Origin of the sequence: Phyllobacterium sp. UNC302MFCol5.2, assembly GCF_000686005.1 — a bacterium.
In the GTDB taxonomy this organism is placed as follows: Bacteria; Pseudomonadota; Alphaproteobacteria; order Rhizobiales; family Rhizobiaceae; genus Phyllobacterium; species Phyllobacterium pellucidum.
The window spans coordinates 192,554-208,120 of the sequence record NZ_JMLL01000016.1 but is presented as its reverse complement, the minus strand read 5'-3'; the positions used below and the strand labels follow the sequence as shown (position 1 = coordinate 208,120).

13 protein-coding genes are annotated in these 15,567 nt (G+C 59.1%); 2 read left to right on the top strand and 11 right to left on the bottom strand.

Translation table 11 applies throughout. The features are described 5' to 3' along the window. Positions 1–157: 157 nt before the first annotated feature. The 5 genes from BR48_RS0121285 to BR48_RS0121265 all read right to left on the bottom strand — a co-directional run bounded on the left by BR48_RS0121285 (position 158) and on the right by BR48_RS0121265 (position 5,764). Positions 158–1,177 carry an aldose epimerase family protein gene (locus BR48_RS0121285; RefSeq protein ID WP_036815192.1) on the bottom strand — a complete coding sequence of 340 codons (1,020 nt, stop codon included), beginning with the start codon at positions 1,175–1,177 and terminating at the stop codon, positions 158–160. Between the two features lie 2 nt (positions 1,178–1,179). Continuing rightward, positions 1,180–2,157, bottom strand: coding sequence for an ABC transporter permease (locus BR48_RS0121280; protein WP_027233159.1), 978 nt, complete (start codon positions 2,155–2,157; stop codon positions 1,180–1,182). Further along, a complete protein-coding gene (locus tag BR48_RS0121275; RefSeq protein ID WP_051615335.1) occupies positions 2,154–3,101 on the bottom strand; it encodes an ABC transporter permease in 948 nt (315 codons plus the stop codon). The genes BR48_RS0121280 and BR48_RS0121275 overlap by 4 nt, the downstream gene beginning before the upstream one ends. 44 nt (positions 3,102–3,145) lie before the next feature. Beyond that, entirely contained in the window at positions 3,146–4,684 is a 1,539-nt protein-coding gene (locus BR48_RS0121270; protein WP_027233157.1) for a sugar ABC transporter ATP-binding protein, read from the bottom strand. Positions 4,685–4,783: 99 nt separating this feature from the next. Then, a complete protein-coding gene (locus BR48_RS0121265) occupies positions 4,784–5,764 on the bottom strand; it encodes an ABC transporter substrate-binding protein (RefSeq protein ID WP_027233156.1) in 981 nt (326 codons plus the stop codon). Between the two features lie 166 nt (positions 5,765–5,930). Between BR48_RS0121265 and BR48_RS25205 the strand changes: the two genes are divergently transcribed. Beyond that, complete coding sequence (locus BR48_RS25205; protein WP_036815189.1) at positions 5,931–7,061, top strand: LacI family DNA-binding transcriptional regulator; 1,131 nt, start codon at positions 5,931–5,933, stop codon at positions 7,059–7,061. Here BR48_RS25205 and BR48_RS0121255 read toward each other — a convergent pair. Both BR48_RS0121255 and BR48_RS0121250 read right to left on the bottom strand, forming a co-directional pair. Then, positions 7,058–8,416 (bottom strand): sigma-54 dependent transcriptional regulator, encoded by a 1,359-nt coding sequence (locus BR48_RS0121255; protein WP_027233155.1) that lies wholly within the window; start codon positions 8,414–8,416, stop codon positions 7,058–7,060. The genes BR48_RS25205 and BR48_RS0121255 overlap by 4 nt on opposite strands. Then, positions 8,413–10,263 carry an ATP-binding protein gene (locus BR48_RS0121250; RefSeq protein ID WP_081815977.1) on the bottom strand — a complete coding sequence of 617 codons (1,851 nt, stop codon included), beginning with the start codon at positions 10,261–10,263 and terminating at the stop codon, positions 8,413–8,415. The genes BR48_RS0121255 and BR48_RS0121250 overlap by 4 nt, the downstream gene beginning before the upstream one ends. 233 nt (positions 10,264–10,496) lie before the next feature. Between BR48_RS0121250 and BR48_RS0121245 the strand changes: the two genes are divergently transcribed. Further along, a complete protein-coding gene (locus BR48_RS0121245) occupies positions 10,497–11,837 on the top strand; it encodes a dicarboxylate/amino acid:cation symporter (RefSeq protein WP_348625703.1) in 1,341 nt (446 codons plus the stop codon). Between the two features lie 47 nt (positions 11,838–11,884). Here the strand turns inward: BR48_RS0121245 and BR48_RS0121240 are convergent, their stop codons facing one another. From BR48_RS0121240 to BR48_RS0121225, 4 genes are read right to left on the bottom strand one after another with little or no spacing between them, the layout of a single operon-like run. Beyond that, positions 11,885–13,252, bottom strand: a complete 1,368-nt coding sequence (locus BR48_RS0121240) for an FGGY-family carbohydrate kinase (RefSeq protein ID WP_027233152.1) — start codon at positions 13,250–13,252, stop codon at positions 11,885–11,887. Continuing rightward, entirely contained in the window at positions 13,249–13,572 is a 324-nt protein-coding gene (gene rhaM, locus BR48_RS0121235; protein ID WP_027233151.1) for an L-rhamnose mutarotase, read from the bottom strand. Before rhaM ends, BR48_RS0121240 begins: the two co-directional genes overlap by 4 nt. Then, complete coding sequence (locus BR48_RS0121230) at positions 13,569–14,570, bottom strand: ABC transporter permease (protein WP_027233150.1); 1,002 nt, start codon at positions 14,568–14,570, stop codon at positions 13,569–13,571. Before BR48_RS0121230 ends, rhaM begins: the two co-directional genes overlap by 4 nt. Continuing rightward, complete coding sequence (locus tag BR48_RS0121225) at positions 14,567–15,565, bottom strand: ABC transporter permease (RefSeq protein WP_027233149.1); 999 nt, start codon at positions 15,563–15,565, stop codon at positions 14,567–14,569. Before BR48_RS0121225 ends, BR48_RS0121230 begins: the two co-directional genes overlap by 4 nt. Positions 15,566–15,567: the final 2 nt, after the last annotated feature.

Here is a 15,567-nt window from a genome sequence, read left to right as displayed (position 1 = left end):
CCATCTCGCCCGAACCAATCAGCCCGATGCGGATCGGCCGCCCGGCATCCGCCCGCGCCTGCATGTCTCGCGCCAGTCCCGTCAGTGCAACATTGGTGCTCATCTGATTATCCTCCGGTTTGAATGGGACCGGAATAGGACGGCAGGAGGCGATTGTCTAGGAACTGTGGAAGCGAAATTCCGTGCGTTGCCGGTAGGTTTCGCCGGGCATGAGGATCGTGCTAGGAAAATGTGGCTGGTTGGGACTGTCAGGGAAATGCTGCGCTTCAAGACACAGTCCGGCGAACCGCCCGTAGTTTCTGCCGCCAAGACCGACAAGCGAAGGAATCATCGCGCCGTCGTAGAACTGCAGGCCGGGCTCGCTGGTATGAACTTGCATGGCAAGGCCATTGCCGCCGGCAAGCGACGCGGCAAATCGCATGCCCTGGCTCAACGGTTCGGAGAGGACGAAATTGTGGTCATAGGGCGTCGATCCCTCGACGGCAATGCGGCGCGGCAAGCGGAAATCGTAAGGCGAACCGGCGACCGGAGCGATCTCCCCGGTGGGAATGAGACCCGCATCGACCGGTGTATAGGCGTCGGCGAGGATGCGCAGGCGGTGATCGCGAATGTGGTTCGAACCGTCGAGGTTGAAATAGCTGTGCTGCGCGAAATTCGCGACCGTCGGCGCATCGGCCGTCGCTTCGATATCGACGCGCAGCGTCGCATCTTCCACGAACCGATACGTGCAGCGCACATCGAGATTGCCTGGGAAACCCTGATCGCCGTCCGGAAGGTGGAGGGCGAGGGTTACCGCACTTTCGTCGTGGTCGACGATTTTCCAGAGACGCTGGGAAACGCCGCCGCTGCCCCCATGGAGGGTTTGGACACCCCGTTCATTGCGGTCGAGAACGATGGTCTTGCCGTCGAGCACGAAGCTGCCATTGGCGATGCGATTGGCATAACGTCCAACGAGCGCGCCGAAATAGGGTGAGCGCTGGGGGTAGGGGGTAAACTCATCGAAACCGAGCACCACGCGCTGAAGTGTGCCATCGGCCAGCGGGACTTCCAGATCACGAATAACGGCGCCCCAATTCAATATGCGGGCAACCGCGCCCGCTGCAGAGCGAATGGTGACTTCCAATACTGGGTCGCCCTCGAACTCACCGAAGTCTTTCGTATTTGTGACGCCACGCAAAATCAGTGTTCTCCTGCAACGATTCGGCTGCGCGCGGCAAGCTTCGCCTGCAGCATGACGACGACGAGCAGGAAGAGCCCGCGGATGACCGACTGCCAGTAGGCCGAAAGCGAAATCCAGCCCTTGCCGTTCTCGAAATTGAGGACATTGAACAGGATGCCCAAAAGGAGCACGCCGGCAAGTGTCGCCCCGACCGAGCCGACGCCGCCAGTCAGTAACGTGCCGCCGACAACGACTGCGGCAATGGCAAAAAGCTCCCAGCCGACACCCTCGATAGGCTGGCCGGCGCCGAATTGTGAGGCCAGGATCACGCCGGCAAGCCCGGCAAGCCCGCCGCTTCCGAGGTACACGAGGAACTTGATCCGGTCGGCCGGCAGACCCATAAGGCGCGTCGCGTCCTCATTGCCGCCGACGGCGAGGACGCCGCGACCCGTTCCCGTGAAGTTCAGGACGATCCAGCCAATGAGATAGGCGAGCATCGCGATCCATGCGGGAATGGGAAAACCGAGGAAATTGTCTTGTCCGATCGACGTGAAGCCGCTGTCATAGGATACGGATACCGACTGATTGTCGGCAAGCAGCAACGCCGTTCCGCTCGCAGCGAGCATCATGGCGAGTGTGGCGACAAAAGGCATTATCCGCAGACGCGTCACGAGGATCGCATTGACGAGACCGACGCAGAGGCCAGCACCAACGCCGGCACCAAGTCCGATCCAGACGCCGTAGGGGCTGGCGAGCGCCGCAACGACACTGCCAAGCGCCGCAGTCGAACCGACCGAAAGATCGATGCCACCGGTCATGATGACGAAGCACATGCCGAGGGCGACAAGCGCAAACATGGAGTTGTAGCGAAGCACGCTGGTGATGTTGAAGAAACCGAGAAAATAGTCGTAGCGCGCCCAGCCAAAGAGGACGAGCAAAAGCAACGCAACCACGACACCATAACTTCCAAGCAGGGAGATCAATCTGGTTCTGGTCATGCGCGCCTGCCCTGTTGCTGTATCCAGACCGCGAGCACGATTATGCCAGCCTTGACGACGAGGGCCGCTGCGTCCGGCACGCCATTGGCGAGCAGCGTATAGCGCACGAGCTGGATGGTCATCGCGCCGAGAAGCGTGCCGATGATGGTTGCCTTCCCGCCGCTGAGAAGCGTTCCGCCGACCGCGACGGCCGCGATCGCATCGAGTTCCATGCCGAGCCCCACGAGATTGGCGTCGCTCGACGAGTTGATGGCGATGACGATGAGTCCCGCGATCCCTGCACACAGTCCGCTGATGGCATAAACCGCCAGCTTCACCTTCGAGACGGCAATGCCCGCAAGTTCCGCCGCCCGCTCATTGCCGCCAATTGCGATAATCTGCCTGCCGAAGACGGTCCGTCTCAGCACCCAGGCGGCGGCGACGACCAAAAGCGCCATGAGCACCACCTGGACAGGAATGCCGAAGATGCGGCCGAGACCGATGAACTGAAATTCCGGCACGCGGAAGGTCTGCAAATTCCCGTTGGTCAACACCTGGGCAATGCCACGCCCGGCGATGAAAAGCACGAGTGTCGCGACAATCGGCTGAATGCGGAACTTGGCTATTAGCCAGCCATTGAAAAGACCGAGCAGCCCGGCAATGCCGACCGAGACGATCATGGCCGCGGCAACTGCCAGGGCGACATTGTCGATCGGAACGATCTTGCCCAGGAAGATCATCGGTGCCAGCGCACCTGAAATCGCCATCAGCGAGCCGACGGAAAGATCGATACCGCCGGTTGCGATGACGAGCGTCATTCCCACTGCAACGATGACGATGGTGCAGACCTGCGTAAGGTTGACGTTGAGCGTCTGCATCGTCGCAAAATTACGGGTAAAAGCAAAATTGAAGATGAGGAGCGCGACGAGCGCAATCAGGGTACCGTAGCGCGCCAAGAAATCCATGGGGACGAAGGGTCGCGAAACGCTCTGCTGCCGGGTCGTATCGGTCAAGACAGGGCCTCCGCAATCGTCGGTGGGCTGCCATGCGCCATGGCCGACATCACCGCATCCTCCGTCGCCTCACTGCGGTCAAACGTGGCGACGCTCAAGCCTTCCCGCAGGACGAAGACCCTGTCGGCGCCCTCGGTGACTTCTTCGAGTTCCGATGAGATCATCAATACTGCGAGGCCTTCATCGGCGAGCGATTTGATCAATGACTGGATCTCGCCTTTGGCGCCGACATCGATGCCACGCGTAGGTTCGTCGAGGATGAGCAGGCGCGGGTTCATGGCGAGCCAGCGTCCAAGCAGGACCTTCTGCTGGTTGCCGCCGGATAGTTCGCGCACTTTCTGGTCAGGTCCCGAACATTTTACGCCGAGTTGCTTGATGAAACGTCCGACAATTTCGCGCTGCGCCTTTTCGTCGATGATACCGGATTTGCTGAGTTTCGGCATCAAGGCCAGCATCATGTTTTCGGCAACGCTCATTTCAGGCACGATGCCTTCGCTCTTGCGGTCCTCGGTGCAAAATCCCATCCCTGCGGCAATAGCTTCTGCCGGGCCGCGTGGTGCGAATTTTTGCCCGTCGAGTTGCATCGTACCGGCGCGTGGCCGGTCGATGCCGAAGACAAGCCGCGCCGTCTCGGTGCGCCCCGCACCGAGGAGACCAGCAAACCCCGCAATTTCGCCCTGCCGTACGTCGAAGGAAACATCCTGGACCGCCTGGTTGATTGCGAGATTTTCTGCCGACAACAGAACATCGCCGATCTTGCGTCGATCCCGCTCGCTGAAGGCGGTCGCATGCCCCTCGGCGCGGTCGATCGTGCGCCCCAGCATGGAAGAGACAAGCCCGATCTTGTCGATCTCGATCATCCGCGCAGATTTGATGGTCCGCCCATCGCGCATGATCGTGACGCGATCGCAAACTTCGTAAAGTTCGTCGAGCTTGTGGCTGACGAAAATGACCGAGACACCCTCTTGTTTCAATTGGCGGATAACGTCGAAAAGCACGCTCACCTCGCGTTCGTCGAGCGACGAGGTGGGCTCATCCATAATGACCAGCTTGGCAGAAAAGCCGATGGCGCGGGCAATGGCGACCATCTGCTGGGTCGCCGTGTTGAATTCCATCAGCGGGCGGCGCACGTCGATACGCACGTTGAATCGCTGCAGCAATGTTTCGGCTTCCTGGTGCATGCGCTTCCAGTCGAGAAAGCCGAAGCGCCGTGCTTCCCGGCCAAGACAGATGTTTTCGGTGATGGAGCGGTAGGGGACGAGGTTGATCTCCTGGTAGATCGTGCTGATGCCGCTCGCCTGGGCCTGATGCGGCGAGAAGACCTCGAACGGCCGGCCGTCAAACGTCACTTCGCCGGCATCGCGGCGATGATAACCCGTCAGCACCTTGATCAGGGTTGATTTCCCGGCACCGTTCTGGCCGATCAGTGCGTGGACCTCACCACGCCCCACCTCGAATGAAGCGCCGGACAGAGCCGAAATGCCGGCAAACCGCTTGTCGATCCCCGTCATCGATAGAAGTGTACCGGTGTTCATTACCAAGCCGTTTCTGCAGAACATGGAAAAGCTTCGACTATCAAAACAACACGTCGAAGGATGGCCAGCGCCCTATTGAGCGCTGGCATGTTGATAAAATCAATAGGCGGTGCTCAGCAGGTCCTTGGCGTTACTGGCGTCATAGAACTGGTCCGGATTGATGAGCTTGGCAGGTATCTTTTCGCCGTTTGCGTAGGCGACAGCCGTATCAAACGCTTTTGGACCAAACCGCGGATTGCATTCGACGACTGCCGCGATCTTGCCATCGACAACGCCCTGCACGGCTTCCTTGCCGCCATCGATCGAAAGCACAAGGATATCCTTGCCCGGCACCTTGCCGGCTGCCTCGATAGCCGAAATCGCACCAATGGCCATTTCGTCATTGTGGGCATAGACGACATTGGCGTCGGGATGGGCCTGGAGCAGAGTTTCGGCAACCTGACGGCCCTTGTCGCGCGCGAAGTCGCCGGTCTGCGAGGCTACGATCTTGAAGTCCGAGTTCTTGGCGATGACGTCGTCAAAGCCTTTTTTGCGGTCGTTGGCGGGCGACGAACCCGTGGTGCCTTCAAGTTCGATGATCGTCGTCTTGCCGTTTGCATTCTTGACGAGCCAATCGGCGACTCGCTGTCCTTCCTCGATGAAGTTGGAACCGATGAAGGTAACGTAGTCCTCACCCGGCTTGGCAAGCGAGGCATCGACATTACGGTCGAGCAGAATGACCGGAATGCCGGCATTCTTGGCGGCCTTGATGGCCGGGATCAGCGGCTTTTCTTCGCGCGGGGCAAGGAAGATGAGGTCGACGCCCTGGGCGATCATAGAGTTGACGTCAGCGACCTGCTTTGCGGCGGAACTTGCGGCGTCGGTGTAGACGAGCTGCCAGCCGCGCTTTTTGGCTTCGTCCTGCATGCTGGCGGTCTGAGCGAGACGCCACGGGTTGTTGCTCTCGGTCTGGGCAAAGCCAACCTTGTAGGTATCTTTCTTCTTCAGCGGCGGCGATTCCGCGAAGGCGTTGGCGGCAAACACGGCAGCAGCAAATCCTGCGGCCGAAGTTAAAAGCAGAGTGCGGCGAGTGATGGTCATAAAAATTCCCTCCCAGAAATCAGCGGGGTCGTCCCACTAAGCGATCATCGCTGCTTATAAAAATTAGTCAATAATTATTTATATTGATTAGTCGGATCAACTGCTCCTAATATCGCCAGAGGTTCGGCGCGAGTCGATGCGCCGGGCAGGAGGGTGAACAACGCAAATGAGCGAAACAGTGGAAAAAGACCCCACTGAGAAACCCAAAAGGGCTCGCGTGACCACCCGCCGCAAGCGGGTCAGCAAACGCGTGACCATGACGGACATCGCCCGTGCGGCGGGATGTTCGCAGGCGACCGTTTCATTCGTTCTCAACAAGACCCCGGGCATCAAGCTCGCCGCCGAGACGCGCGAGCGCGTCATCGAAGCTGCGCGCACCCTCGGATATGCCGCGCCGAGCTTTGCTCACATGGAACCTGGCGAGGCCCATATCCCCCGCATTGAAGGCAAGATCGGGTTCGTGGTCGATCAGCTTGCCACAAGTCCCGAGGCCGTTGTCGCCATCGAGGGTGCGCGGCAGGCGTCATGGAACGCCGGCAATATCATACTTGTTGCGCAGACGCTGAACGATCCCGAAATGGAGCCACGCACCATCCATGCCCTGCGCGAGCAAGGCATATCGGCGCTCATCTACATGGCGATCTTCACGCGCGAGGTGGTGCTTCCCAAGGCGGTCTATGAACTCGACGTGCCGGTCATACTCTTGAACTGCTACTCGGCCGATCACGCCTTTCCCGCCGTTGTGCCCAGCGAAATTGCCGGCGGCCAGCATTCGACCCGCCACCTCATTCACCATGGCCACCGCCGCATTGGAACGATCACCGGCGAACCGTGGATGGAAGCGGCCAAGGATCGCCTGAAAGGTTACAGGCGCGCCCTTGCCACGGCCGACATTCCCTTCGACCCGCAACTCGTCATCGAAGGCGACTGGTCGGCAAGTGCGGGCTATGCCGCGACGCGAAAACTGCTTGAGCTCGACGACAGGCCGACCGCCATTTTTTGCCAGAACGATCGCACCGCCATCGGCTGCTATGAAGCCCTGAAGGAAGCCGGCTTGCGCATTCCCGAGGATATTTCCGTTATCGGCTATGACGACGAGGAAATTTCGCGGCATCTGCATCCGCAGCTTTCCACCTCGGTTCTGCCGCATCGCGCGATGGGTCGTTGGGCAATCGAGCAACTCGACAGCTATCTTCACAACCCCGCCAAGCGCTATCCGGTCACGAAGCTCGAGTGTCCGCTCGTCGAGCGACTGTCGGTGACCGATTGCGCCGAGCGGAAAGCCGCATATCGCTAGGCCTCGGATTTTCTCTTCACATAGTCGCTTCGATCGATGCCGTGCCGTTGCAGTTTATCGTAAAACGTCTTGCGGGGTATGCCGAGCGCTTCGATTGTCGTTCGCACATCACCCTGATTTGCTGCAAGGGCATCGCGAATGAGTTTCGCCTCGTACTTTTCCATGGTCTCAGGCAAGCTCTTCGGGTTCGTCGCCTGACTGGGTTTGACATCGGAAACATCGTGGAGGCCAAGCGCCATCCGCTCAGCAAAATGCGCAAGCTCGCGCACATTCCCCGGCCAGTCGTGCTCCATAAGCCGTGATCGAATCGCAGTGGTAAATTCCGGCGGTTCCGATTTGAAACGAGCGGCCGCGCGGTTGAGAAAGTGCGTGAAGAGAAGCGGGATATCGTCCTTGCGCTCGCGCAAAGGCGGAATAGAGACTGTGACGACGTTCAAACGATAGAACAGATCCTCACGAAAATTGGCGCGCTGTTCAGGACTGCCAAGATCGACCTTCGCGGCAGCGACGACCCGCAGATCGACGGAGCGGTGCTCGTTGGTTCCGAGCGGCGCAACCTCGCGCGTCTCCAGAACCCGCAGCAATTTAACCTGCGTCGCAAGCGGCATGCTTTCGATCTCGTCGAGGAATAGCGTGCCGCCGCTCGCATATTCGATACGCCCAACGCGTTTCTTCTGGGCCCCCGTAAACGCTCCCGCCTCATGGCCAAACAATTCACTTTCAATGACCGTGTCCGGTAGCGCACCGCAATTGAGCGCGACGAAATTTCCTTGTTTGCGGCGGCTCCATTCGTGCAAGAGGCCGGCGGCTACGTCCTTGCCGGTACCGGTTTCGCCGGCGATCAGGACATCGACATCGGCATTGGCGACATGGCGCAACGTCTTGCGCAAATTCTGCATGACCGGGGTCTGGCCGAGCAGAGGCATCGCCTCCTCGGAAGATTCCAGTGCCAGGCGCAATTGGCGGTTCTCGATCACCAGCCGCCGTTTCTCCAACGCACGCCCTATGCTCTGCACCAGGCGCTCGGCGGCAAAGGGTTTCGCGATGAAATCATATGCTCCTTGGTGCATGGCCTCGACGGCCATTTCGATATCTCCATGCCCGGTGATGAGGATAACCGGCAGATCAGGATCGACTGCGCCCAACCGGCGGAACAGTTCGAAGCCGTCCATATGCGGCATGCGCACATCCGTGACGACGATACCCGGGAAATCAGGCGTCAGAAACCGCAGCGCGCTCATCGCATCGGCAAAGGGAGCGACATTGAAACCGGCAAGTTCCAGCGTCTGGCGGTTGGCGTTGCGCAACTCGTCATCATCATCGACAAAAGCAACCGTTGGCTGGATATCCGTCATGCGACCCTCGGCAAATGCACAGTGAACGTCGTCCCGCTCGAACTCGATACGACTTCGATACGGCCTCCATATTCGGCGACGATGTCATGACAGATGACCAGCCCAAGGCCGAGGCCGCGCTCCTTCGACGTGTTGAACGGCGTGAACATCGCCTGCATGATCGCGTCCGGAATACCGGGGCCATTGTCAGAAACGATGAGCGCAACTTCGTCTTCGTTCACCGTGTAGCGCAGATTGATACGGCTTTTTGGCCCACCTTCCGTTGCCTCAAGGGCGTTCTGCATGAGGTTGATGAGTACCTGTTCGAGCCGGATGCGATTGCCGTTCACCTTGATTTCGGGAGGCGGGATGTCGGTTGTGATGTGTCCTACCGTCTGGCGAAACCGGCTACCGAGCAGAAGCATGGCACCATCGATGATGTCGCAGACGGCGATACGACCGGTGTCGCCCGTGCCCTTGCGTGAAAATGTACGCAGTTCATCCGTGATGCTGCCTATCCGTTCGGTGAGCCCGGCAATCGATGCGAGATTTGCCTTGGCCGAATCGAACTGCGTGCGGTCAAGAAAGATCTGGGCGTTGTCGGCATAGGCGCGGATCGCGGCGACAGGCTGGTTGATCTCATGAGCGACGCCGGCTGTGACCTGCCCGAGGATGGCGAGGCGGTTTGCCTGTACAAGTTCCTGCTGAACCGTTTGGAGCTTTGCTTCCGTCTTCTGCCGCTCTTCCGATTCCATGACGAGTTCCGCGTGGGCGGCGCTGAGATCGGCCGTGCGTGCGGCCACCCGGCGCTCAAGCTCGATCCGGGCCGCGTCCTGTTCGCGGGCCCGGCGCAGTGCAAGGCCCCGTCGTCGCATGACAAATGCCGCCAGTCCGGCCAACGGGGCGAGCACGAGCAGTGCGAGAGAAAGCGCCGTGCGGGTTGCTTCTGCCACGGCGGCTGTCGATGGCGTTAACAGCTGCAATGTCCAGTTGGTGGTCGGCACTGCAGCTTCGACACGCACGAACTCCGCGCTCTTGGTCGCGCCGGGCAAGCGCGCCGCCACGATATCAGGCTGGCTTTGCGGCAAAGCAGGAGCGACATTAAGGGGCTCCAGCGGCGCATCGCCAAACTGGAGACTTTCGCGCAGCGGCCGCTTCTGGTCGGCGGGAACCGCCTCGCGAGTCATGAAGCGCCATTCAGGGAAACTGGTGATCAGGACGATGCCGCGCTGGTCGGTGACGAAGGTCGGGTCGCTGTTTTTGCGCCAATCGGTTTCCAGTTCATCGAACTCGACCTTCACAACAATCACCCCGAGGAGACCGGAAGGACCGTCGATCCGCTTGGAAATATAAAGGCCAGGACGCTTGCTTATGGTTCCAAGTGCGTAGTGCTCGGCGCTACCATTTTCCACCGCCCGCGTATAATAGGGACGGAAGCTGTAATCGATACCGACGAAACTGGTGGGTTCACGCCAATTGCTCGCGGCAACCGCAAGGCCATTGGCATTGAGAAGGTAAATGACAGCCGCCCGGGTTCCGGGAACGAGGCTTTCGAGCCTGCCGCTAATCAGCTTGAACATGCTCTCACTGCCCGACGACAGGGCGCTGAGAACGTCACGGTCTTGCGAAAGGACCAGCGGCAGGGACCGCTGCTTTTCAAGCACCGTCCGCAAGAGGACGGCGTTAAGCTCGGCGCTGCTTTGTGCGCGAGCCCGCAGCGAGTCATAGGCGCGTTCGCGACCATAGCGCGCCGCGCCCAAAAGGCATGCGCCGATCAGGATTGCCGCAACGACGGCGAAAACATATTTCGCCACAGGCTTTGACTTGCCATTGGCGTCGACAGGACCGATTTCTGAAGCGTGCTTCATTAATCCACCTGTGCATAAATCCGCACAAATAACAATAATATCGTGCGAAACTTCGCACGAACACACGATAACCCATTTTTATGTGCAAATAATATCTTTTGTTTTCAATGCTTTATTAATTTCTACGAAACTGGCACGACGCTTGCAAAACCAAATCTCAAGGCATGGACCATTCCAGCCCTAAACGAGCCTCGGGAGGCTGACAGGCTTTTCTGCCAGACGCGGCTCATACCATGGAGGAAGTCATGAGTCCTGTAACAATCAACACAGCGCCACAGCCATCGCGCGGCAAGACACCAATTTACGCCCATCTCTATTTCCAGGTCATCGTTGCCATCACAATCGGCATTCTGCTCGGCCATTTCTATCCGGAAATCGGCACGAGCATGAAGCCGCTCGGCGATGCTTTCATCAAGCTCGTCAAGATGATCATCGCCCCTGTCATTTTCCTGACGGTCTCCACCGGCATCGCCGGGATGAGCGACCTGAAGAAAGTCGGCCGCGTCGCCGGCAAGGCAATGATCTATTTCCTTACCTTCTCGACCCTTGCGCTCATCGTCGGTCTTATCGTTGCCAATCTCGTTCAGCCCGGCGCGGGCATGAATATCGATCCGGCATCGCTCGATGCAAAGGCAGTGGCAACCTATACGCAGCAGGCGCATGAACAGAGCGTCGTCGGGTTCCTCACCAATATCATCCCGACAACGATCGTCGGTGCGTTTGCCTCCGGCGACATCCTGCAGGTCTTGTTCTTCTCGGTTCTCTTCGGCGTGTCGCTGGCAATGGTCGGCGAAAGGGCAGAGCCGGTCACCAACTTCCTCCAGGCTCTTGCCGCCCCGATCTTCAAGCTGGTTGCGATCCTGATGAAAGCCGCCCCAATCGGCGCTTTCGGCGCGATGGCCTTTACGATCGGCAAATACGGCATCGGCTCGGTCGCCAATCTGATCATGCTGATCGGAACCTTCTATCTGACCTCGCTGCTCTTCGTGTTCTTCGTCCTTGGCGCCGTCGCCTGGTATAACGGCTTCTCCATTCTCGCGCTGATCCGCTATATCAAGGAAGAACTGCTTCTGGTCCTCGGTACGAGTTCGTCGGAAGCGGCATTGCCGACACTGATGGCCAAGATGGAGAAGGCGGGCTGCAAGAAATCCGTCGTCGGCCTTGTCATTCCCACCGGCTATTCCTTCAATCTCGACGGCACCAACATCTACATGACCCTGGCAGCCCTGTTCATCGCCCAGGCGACCAACACACCGCTGACGCTTACCGACCAGGTGCTTCTGCTGCTCGTTGCCATGTTGAGTTCGAAAGGCGCTGCCGGCATTACCGGGGCGGGCTTCATCACCCTTGCTGCCACCCTATCGGTCGTTCCCGCGGTCCCCGTTGCCGGTATGGCACTCATCCTCGGCATAGATCGCTTCATGTCCGAATGCCGTGCCCTCACCAATCTCGTCGGCAATGCAGTTGCCACGATCGTAGTTGCCCGCTGGGAAGGCGAGTTCGACAAGAACCAGTTTGATCTCGCCCTCAACGGCGGCTTCAGCGAAGACGAGGCACTCGTCCCCGCGGAGTAATACTTCCAGCGTCTCGAAGGGAAGGCGGGCTCAATTGCCCGCCTTTTTCATTTGTCGGACAGTCGCTCGCGCCATTCCGCGGCATAGGCCAGGAATTCTTCGCCAAGGGGCTCAACCATAGCGCTTGACTGTTGAAGATCGCATGTGGCGCCAGCGAGCAAAGCGGCTCCGAGGCTGGTACCCGTCGAGCCTGGCAGCGCAATAATCTCGCGGCTGGTAAGCGAGCGCAGCGCCGAGAGGTAAACGCCGTTGCGCGAGAATGGGCCCTCCACGACAGTCGGCCCCGAAGCGCCGATCAGTCCAAGGCAGGTATGCGTCATCATGGCGGCATAGAGCGATGCTGCGGAATTTCGCTCCATAGCATCTGAAGGTTCCCCGTTCGGCCAAACGGCTTTACGCTGCGGGAAGGGGCCTGACCCATTGACGACGCCCGGCAATATCATCAGCCGTCTGTCCACAACATCGCGCAGCGTACCGGCATCGGGTTCGCGCTTGTCGCCTGCGGTGAGAATGTCGAATTCGCGCCCGCCCATGAACCGAGCCGAAGGCACGGCATGGCCGTTGGCATCGACATTGGCGAGCGTGTCCCGGTCAGGATCAAGGCGGTCGAACTGCCCGCCGACGGCAAATGAAACGACCCAGGTTCCGGTCGATACGACCGCAAAGGGCGATTTTCGGGTCATAAGGTGGGGAAGCAGCGAAGCGTTGGAATCATGAATGCCGCAATACACCGGGATAGCCCTGTCGCCGCCGATCTTACCTGCGACAGCGGGCGTCAAATTGCCGATCCGCTCAAAGGCGGAGCGAATTGGCGCCATCAGATCACGAATACCCAAGGCATCGACGAGGCTCGAATAGGCATTTGCCTGCGGATTCCACAGATCCGTATGACAGCCGAGCGAGGTAACCTCGTTGGCGGCAATTCCCGTCAACCGCCACACCCAATATTGAGCATAGGTGAGGATCGTGCGCACCTTGGCGAAGGCTTCAGGAAACTCGGTCTTCTGAAAATGTATCTGCGCACCGACATTCAATCCTCCGGAGAGAAGCGGTGAACTGGTCTCCGCAAAGGGCGGGCGCAGCTTCCTGTAAGCGGAGCGCACGCTTTCCGGGTATTCATATTCGTAATCGATCACCGGCATGGCCAGCGCATCATCGCCGAGCAGCGCCGCCGCCGCCCCGTGTGCAGTAACGGAAATCGCATCGACACCCGGCGCCTTGACGAAACTTGCCAGCGCGCCGACAACAAAATCCCAGAGCGCATCTACATCGTACTGCGGATAGGGACCCTCGCGGATGACATTGTTGGTGACACTACGCGCGGCAATCTCGGTTCCAGTCGCGGCATCGACGACCACCACTTTGGCATTGGTCTTGCCTATATCGAGGACGGCTATGTTGTGGCGCGACGTCATGGCATATGGAACAGGCAGACAAGTTCGCTCTGCACCGGCGAGTTATCCTCATTGGTCGCCATGATGTCGGCCATATGCGCCCACCACTTCTTCATGACCGGATGATCGGGCAGACCTTGCATTCCGTGATCGCTCGGACGCGTCAAGACACCAAAGAGCGTGTTGGTTTCGCGGTCGAGATGAATCGAATAGTCGCTGACGCCCGCATCATGGAGAAGACTGACGAGTTCCGGCCAGATCGCATCGTGGCGGCGTCGATACTCGGCTTCCATGCCAGGATTGAGGTGCATCTTGAAAGCATATTTTTCAAGCTCGCTCATGCTGGCTTCCTGCGTCCCAACCGGCGGATGATGATCGGCAGGGTAATCGTTGTGATCAGCAGCAACCCGATGAAGATCGACATTACAATGCCGGGCACATTGAGGAGCCCCAGTCCGAACGTCACGAGCCCCATGACGAAGGCTGCGATAACGACGCCGCCAATCGTTCCCGAGCCACCGAGGATCGAGACGCCGCCGAGAACGACCATGGTGACGATCTCTAGTTCCCAGCCTTGCGCGATCGAGGGGCGCGTCGATCCAAGACGCGAGGTCAGGCAAACGGAAGCAATTCCCGCCATGAGACCCGTCAAAAGGAACAGGGTGAATTTGATGCGCTCGACATGGATGCCGGAGAAACGCGCCGCGAACTCATTGTTTCCAATCGCATAAATGCGCCGGCCGAAATTGGTCGCGTGCAGGACGACAGCGAAAATTACGGCAAGTACGCCAAAGAGAAAAAACTCGAAGGAAATGACCCAGAACACATAGCCCTGGCCGAAATAGGCGAACGAAGGTGGATAGCCGCCATAGGCCTGATCGCCAAGCACGATGTAGGCGATGCCGCGAAACAGGCTCATCGTGCCAATGGTCACGACAATGGACGGCAACCGCAGTCCTGCCACGAGAATACCATTGATGAGGCCGCAGGCGAGGCCGACGCCAATACCGATGAGGACGAGTCCGGGCGTGCCGATCCCTACCTGCGCCGCCGCGCCCATGGCGGTAGAGGCGAGGGCGATGATTGCGGCCACCGAAAGGTCGATCTCGCCGGAAATGATCAGCAGCGCCATGGCAAAGGCGACCATGGCCTTTTCCGTGAAGTTGAACGTCGCGTCCGACAGATTCCATGCGTTGAGGAAGTAGGGTGAGGCGAAGGCGTTGGCGATGAAGATCAGTACCGCCACCATGAACAGGAGCGCTTCCCAGCTCGCGAAAAGCCGCGTCGTCGATGTGCCGAGGCGATCGGGGATCTGTCGTCTTTCGGAAACCGCGCTCATGCTGCCACCCCTATCTCTTCAGATGCGCCGCGATCGCGCAGGATGATGCGGCCCCGGCGGCGTTCCTGGCGCGCATTGAATATTACGGCGGCAATAATCACCGAACCCGAAATCGCCATCTGGGCGAAGGGCGATATGTCGATAACCGGCAGCGCATTCTTGATGACACCGAGAAACAGAGCGCCGAGCACCGCGCCCGCTACGGTTCCGATGCCGCCAAGGGTCGAGATTCCGCCGATGACGCAAGCTGCGACGGTATCGAGTTCGAAACCGGCAGCGATATCGACATAGGCCACCGCATAGCGCGATACCCAAAGATAGGCGCAGAGCCCGGCAAGCGTGCCGGAGATCACGAAAGCATAGAACCGCGTCCGCCCGACATCGATGCCTGCATAGACTGCTGCCGTGGGGTTACCACCGGAAGCATAGATAGCGCGTCCGAGGAACGTGCGCGACATGATGAGATACATGATACCGACGATAACGATTGCCGTCCAACCGAGAAGCGGCAAGCCGAGAAAGAGCTGCCGCGGCGTCTGCAAGAAGGGCTCGGTCATCTGGTGAGCGTTAACCCAGGCGCCCCCGGAAAGAACGAACGCCATGCCGCGATAAATCGTCAGGGTTCCGAGCGTGACGACGATCGACGGGATGCCCAGCTTCCAGACGAACAGACCGTTGATTGCACCAAGGACAGCGCCTATGCCGAGAGCCACAAGCACGATGGCGGCGAGCGGCAAATCGGGATGAGCCGCATTCAACATGCCGACCGCCATGCCGGTAAATGCCACGTTGGCGGCAACGGAAAGGTCGATCGACTTCGTCAGGATCACCGTCATCTGCCCGAGCGCGAGAATAATCAGGATCGATGTATCGTTAAAGATGTTCGCAAGATTTGCGGGGCGGGCAAAGCCGGGTGAGCGCGTGGAAAATGCTGCGACGAGAATGGCGATGACCACCACCAGCAGCATTTCGCGATATTTGAACAACTGTCTGATCA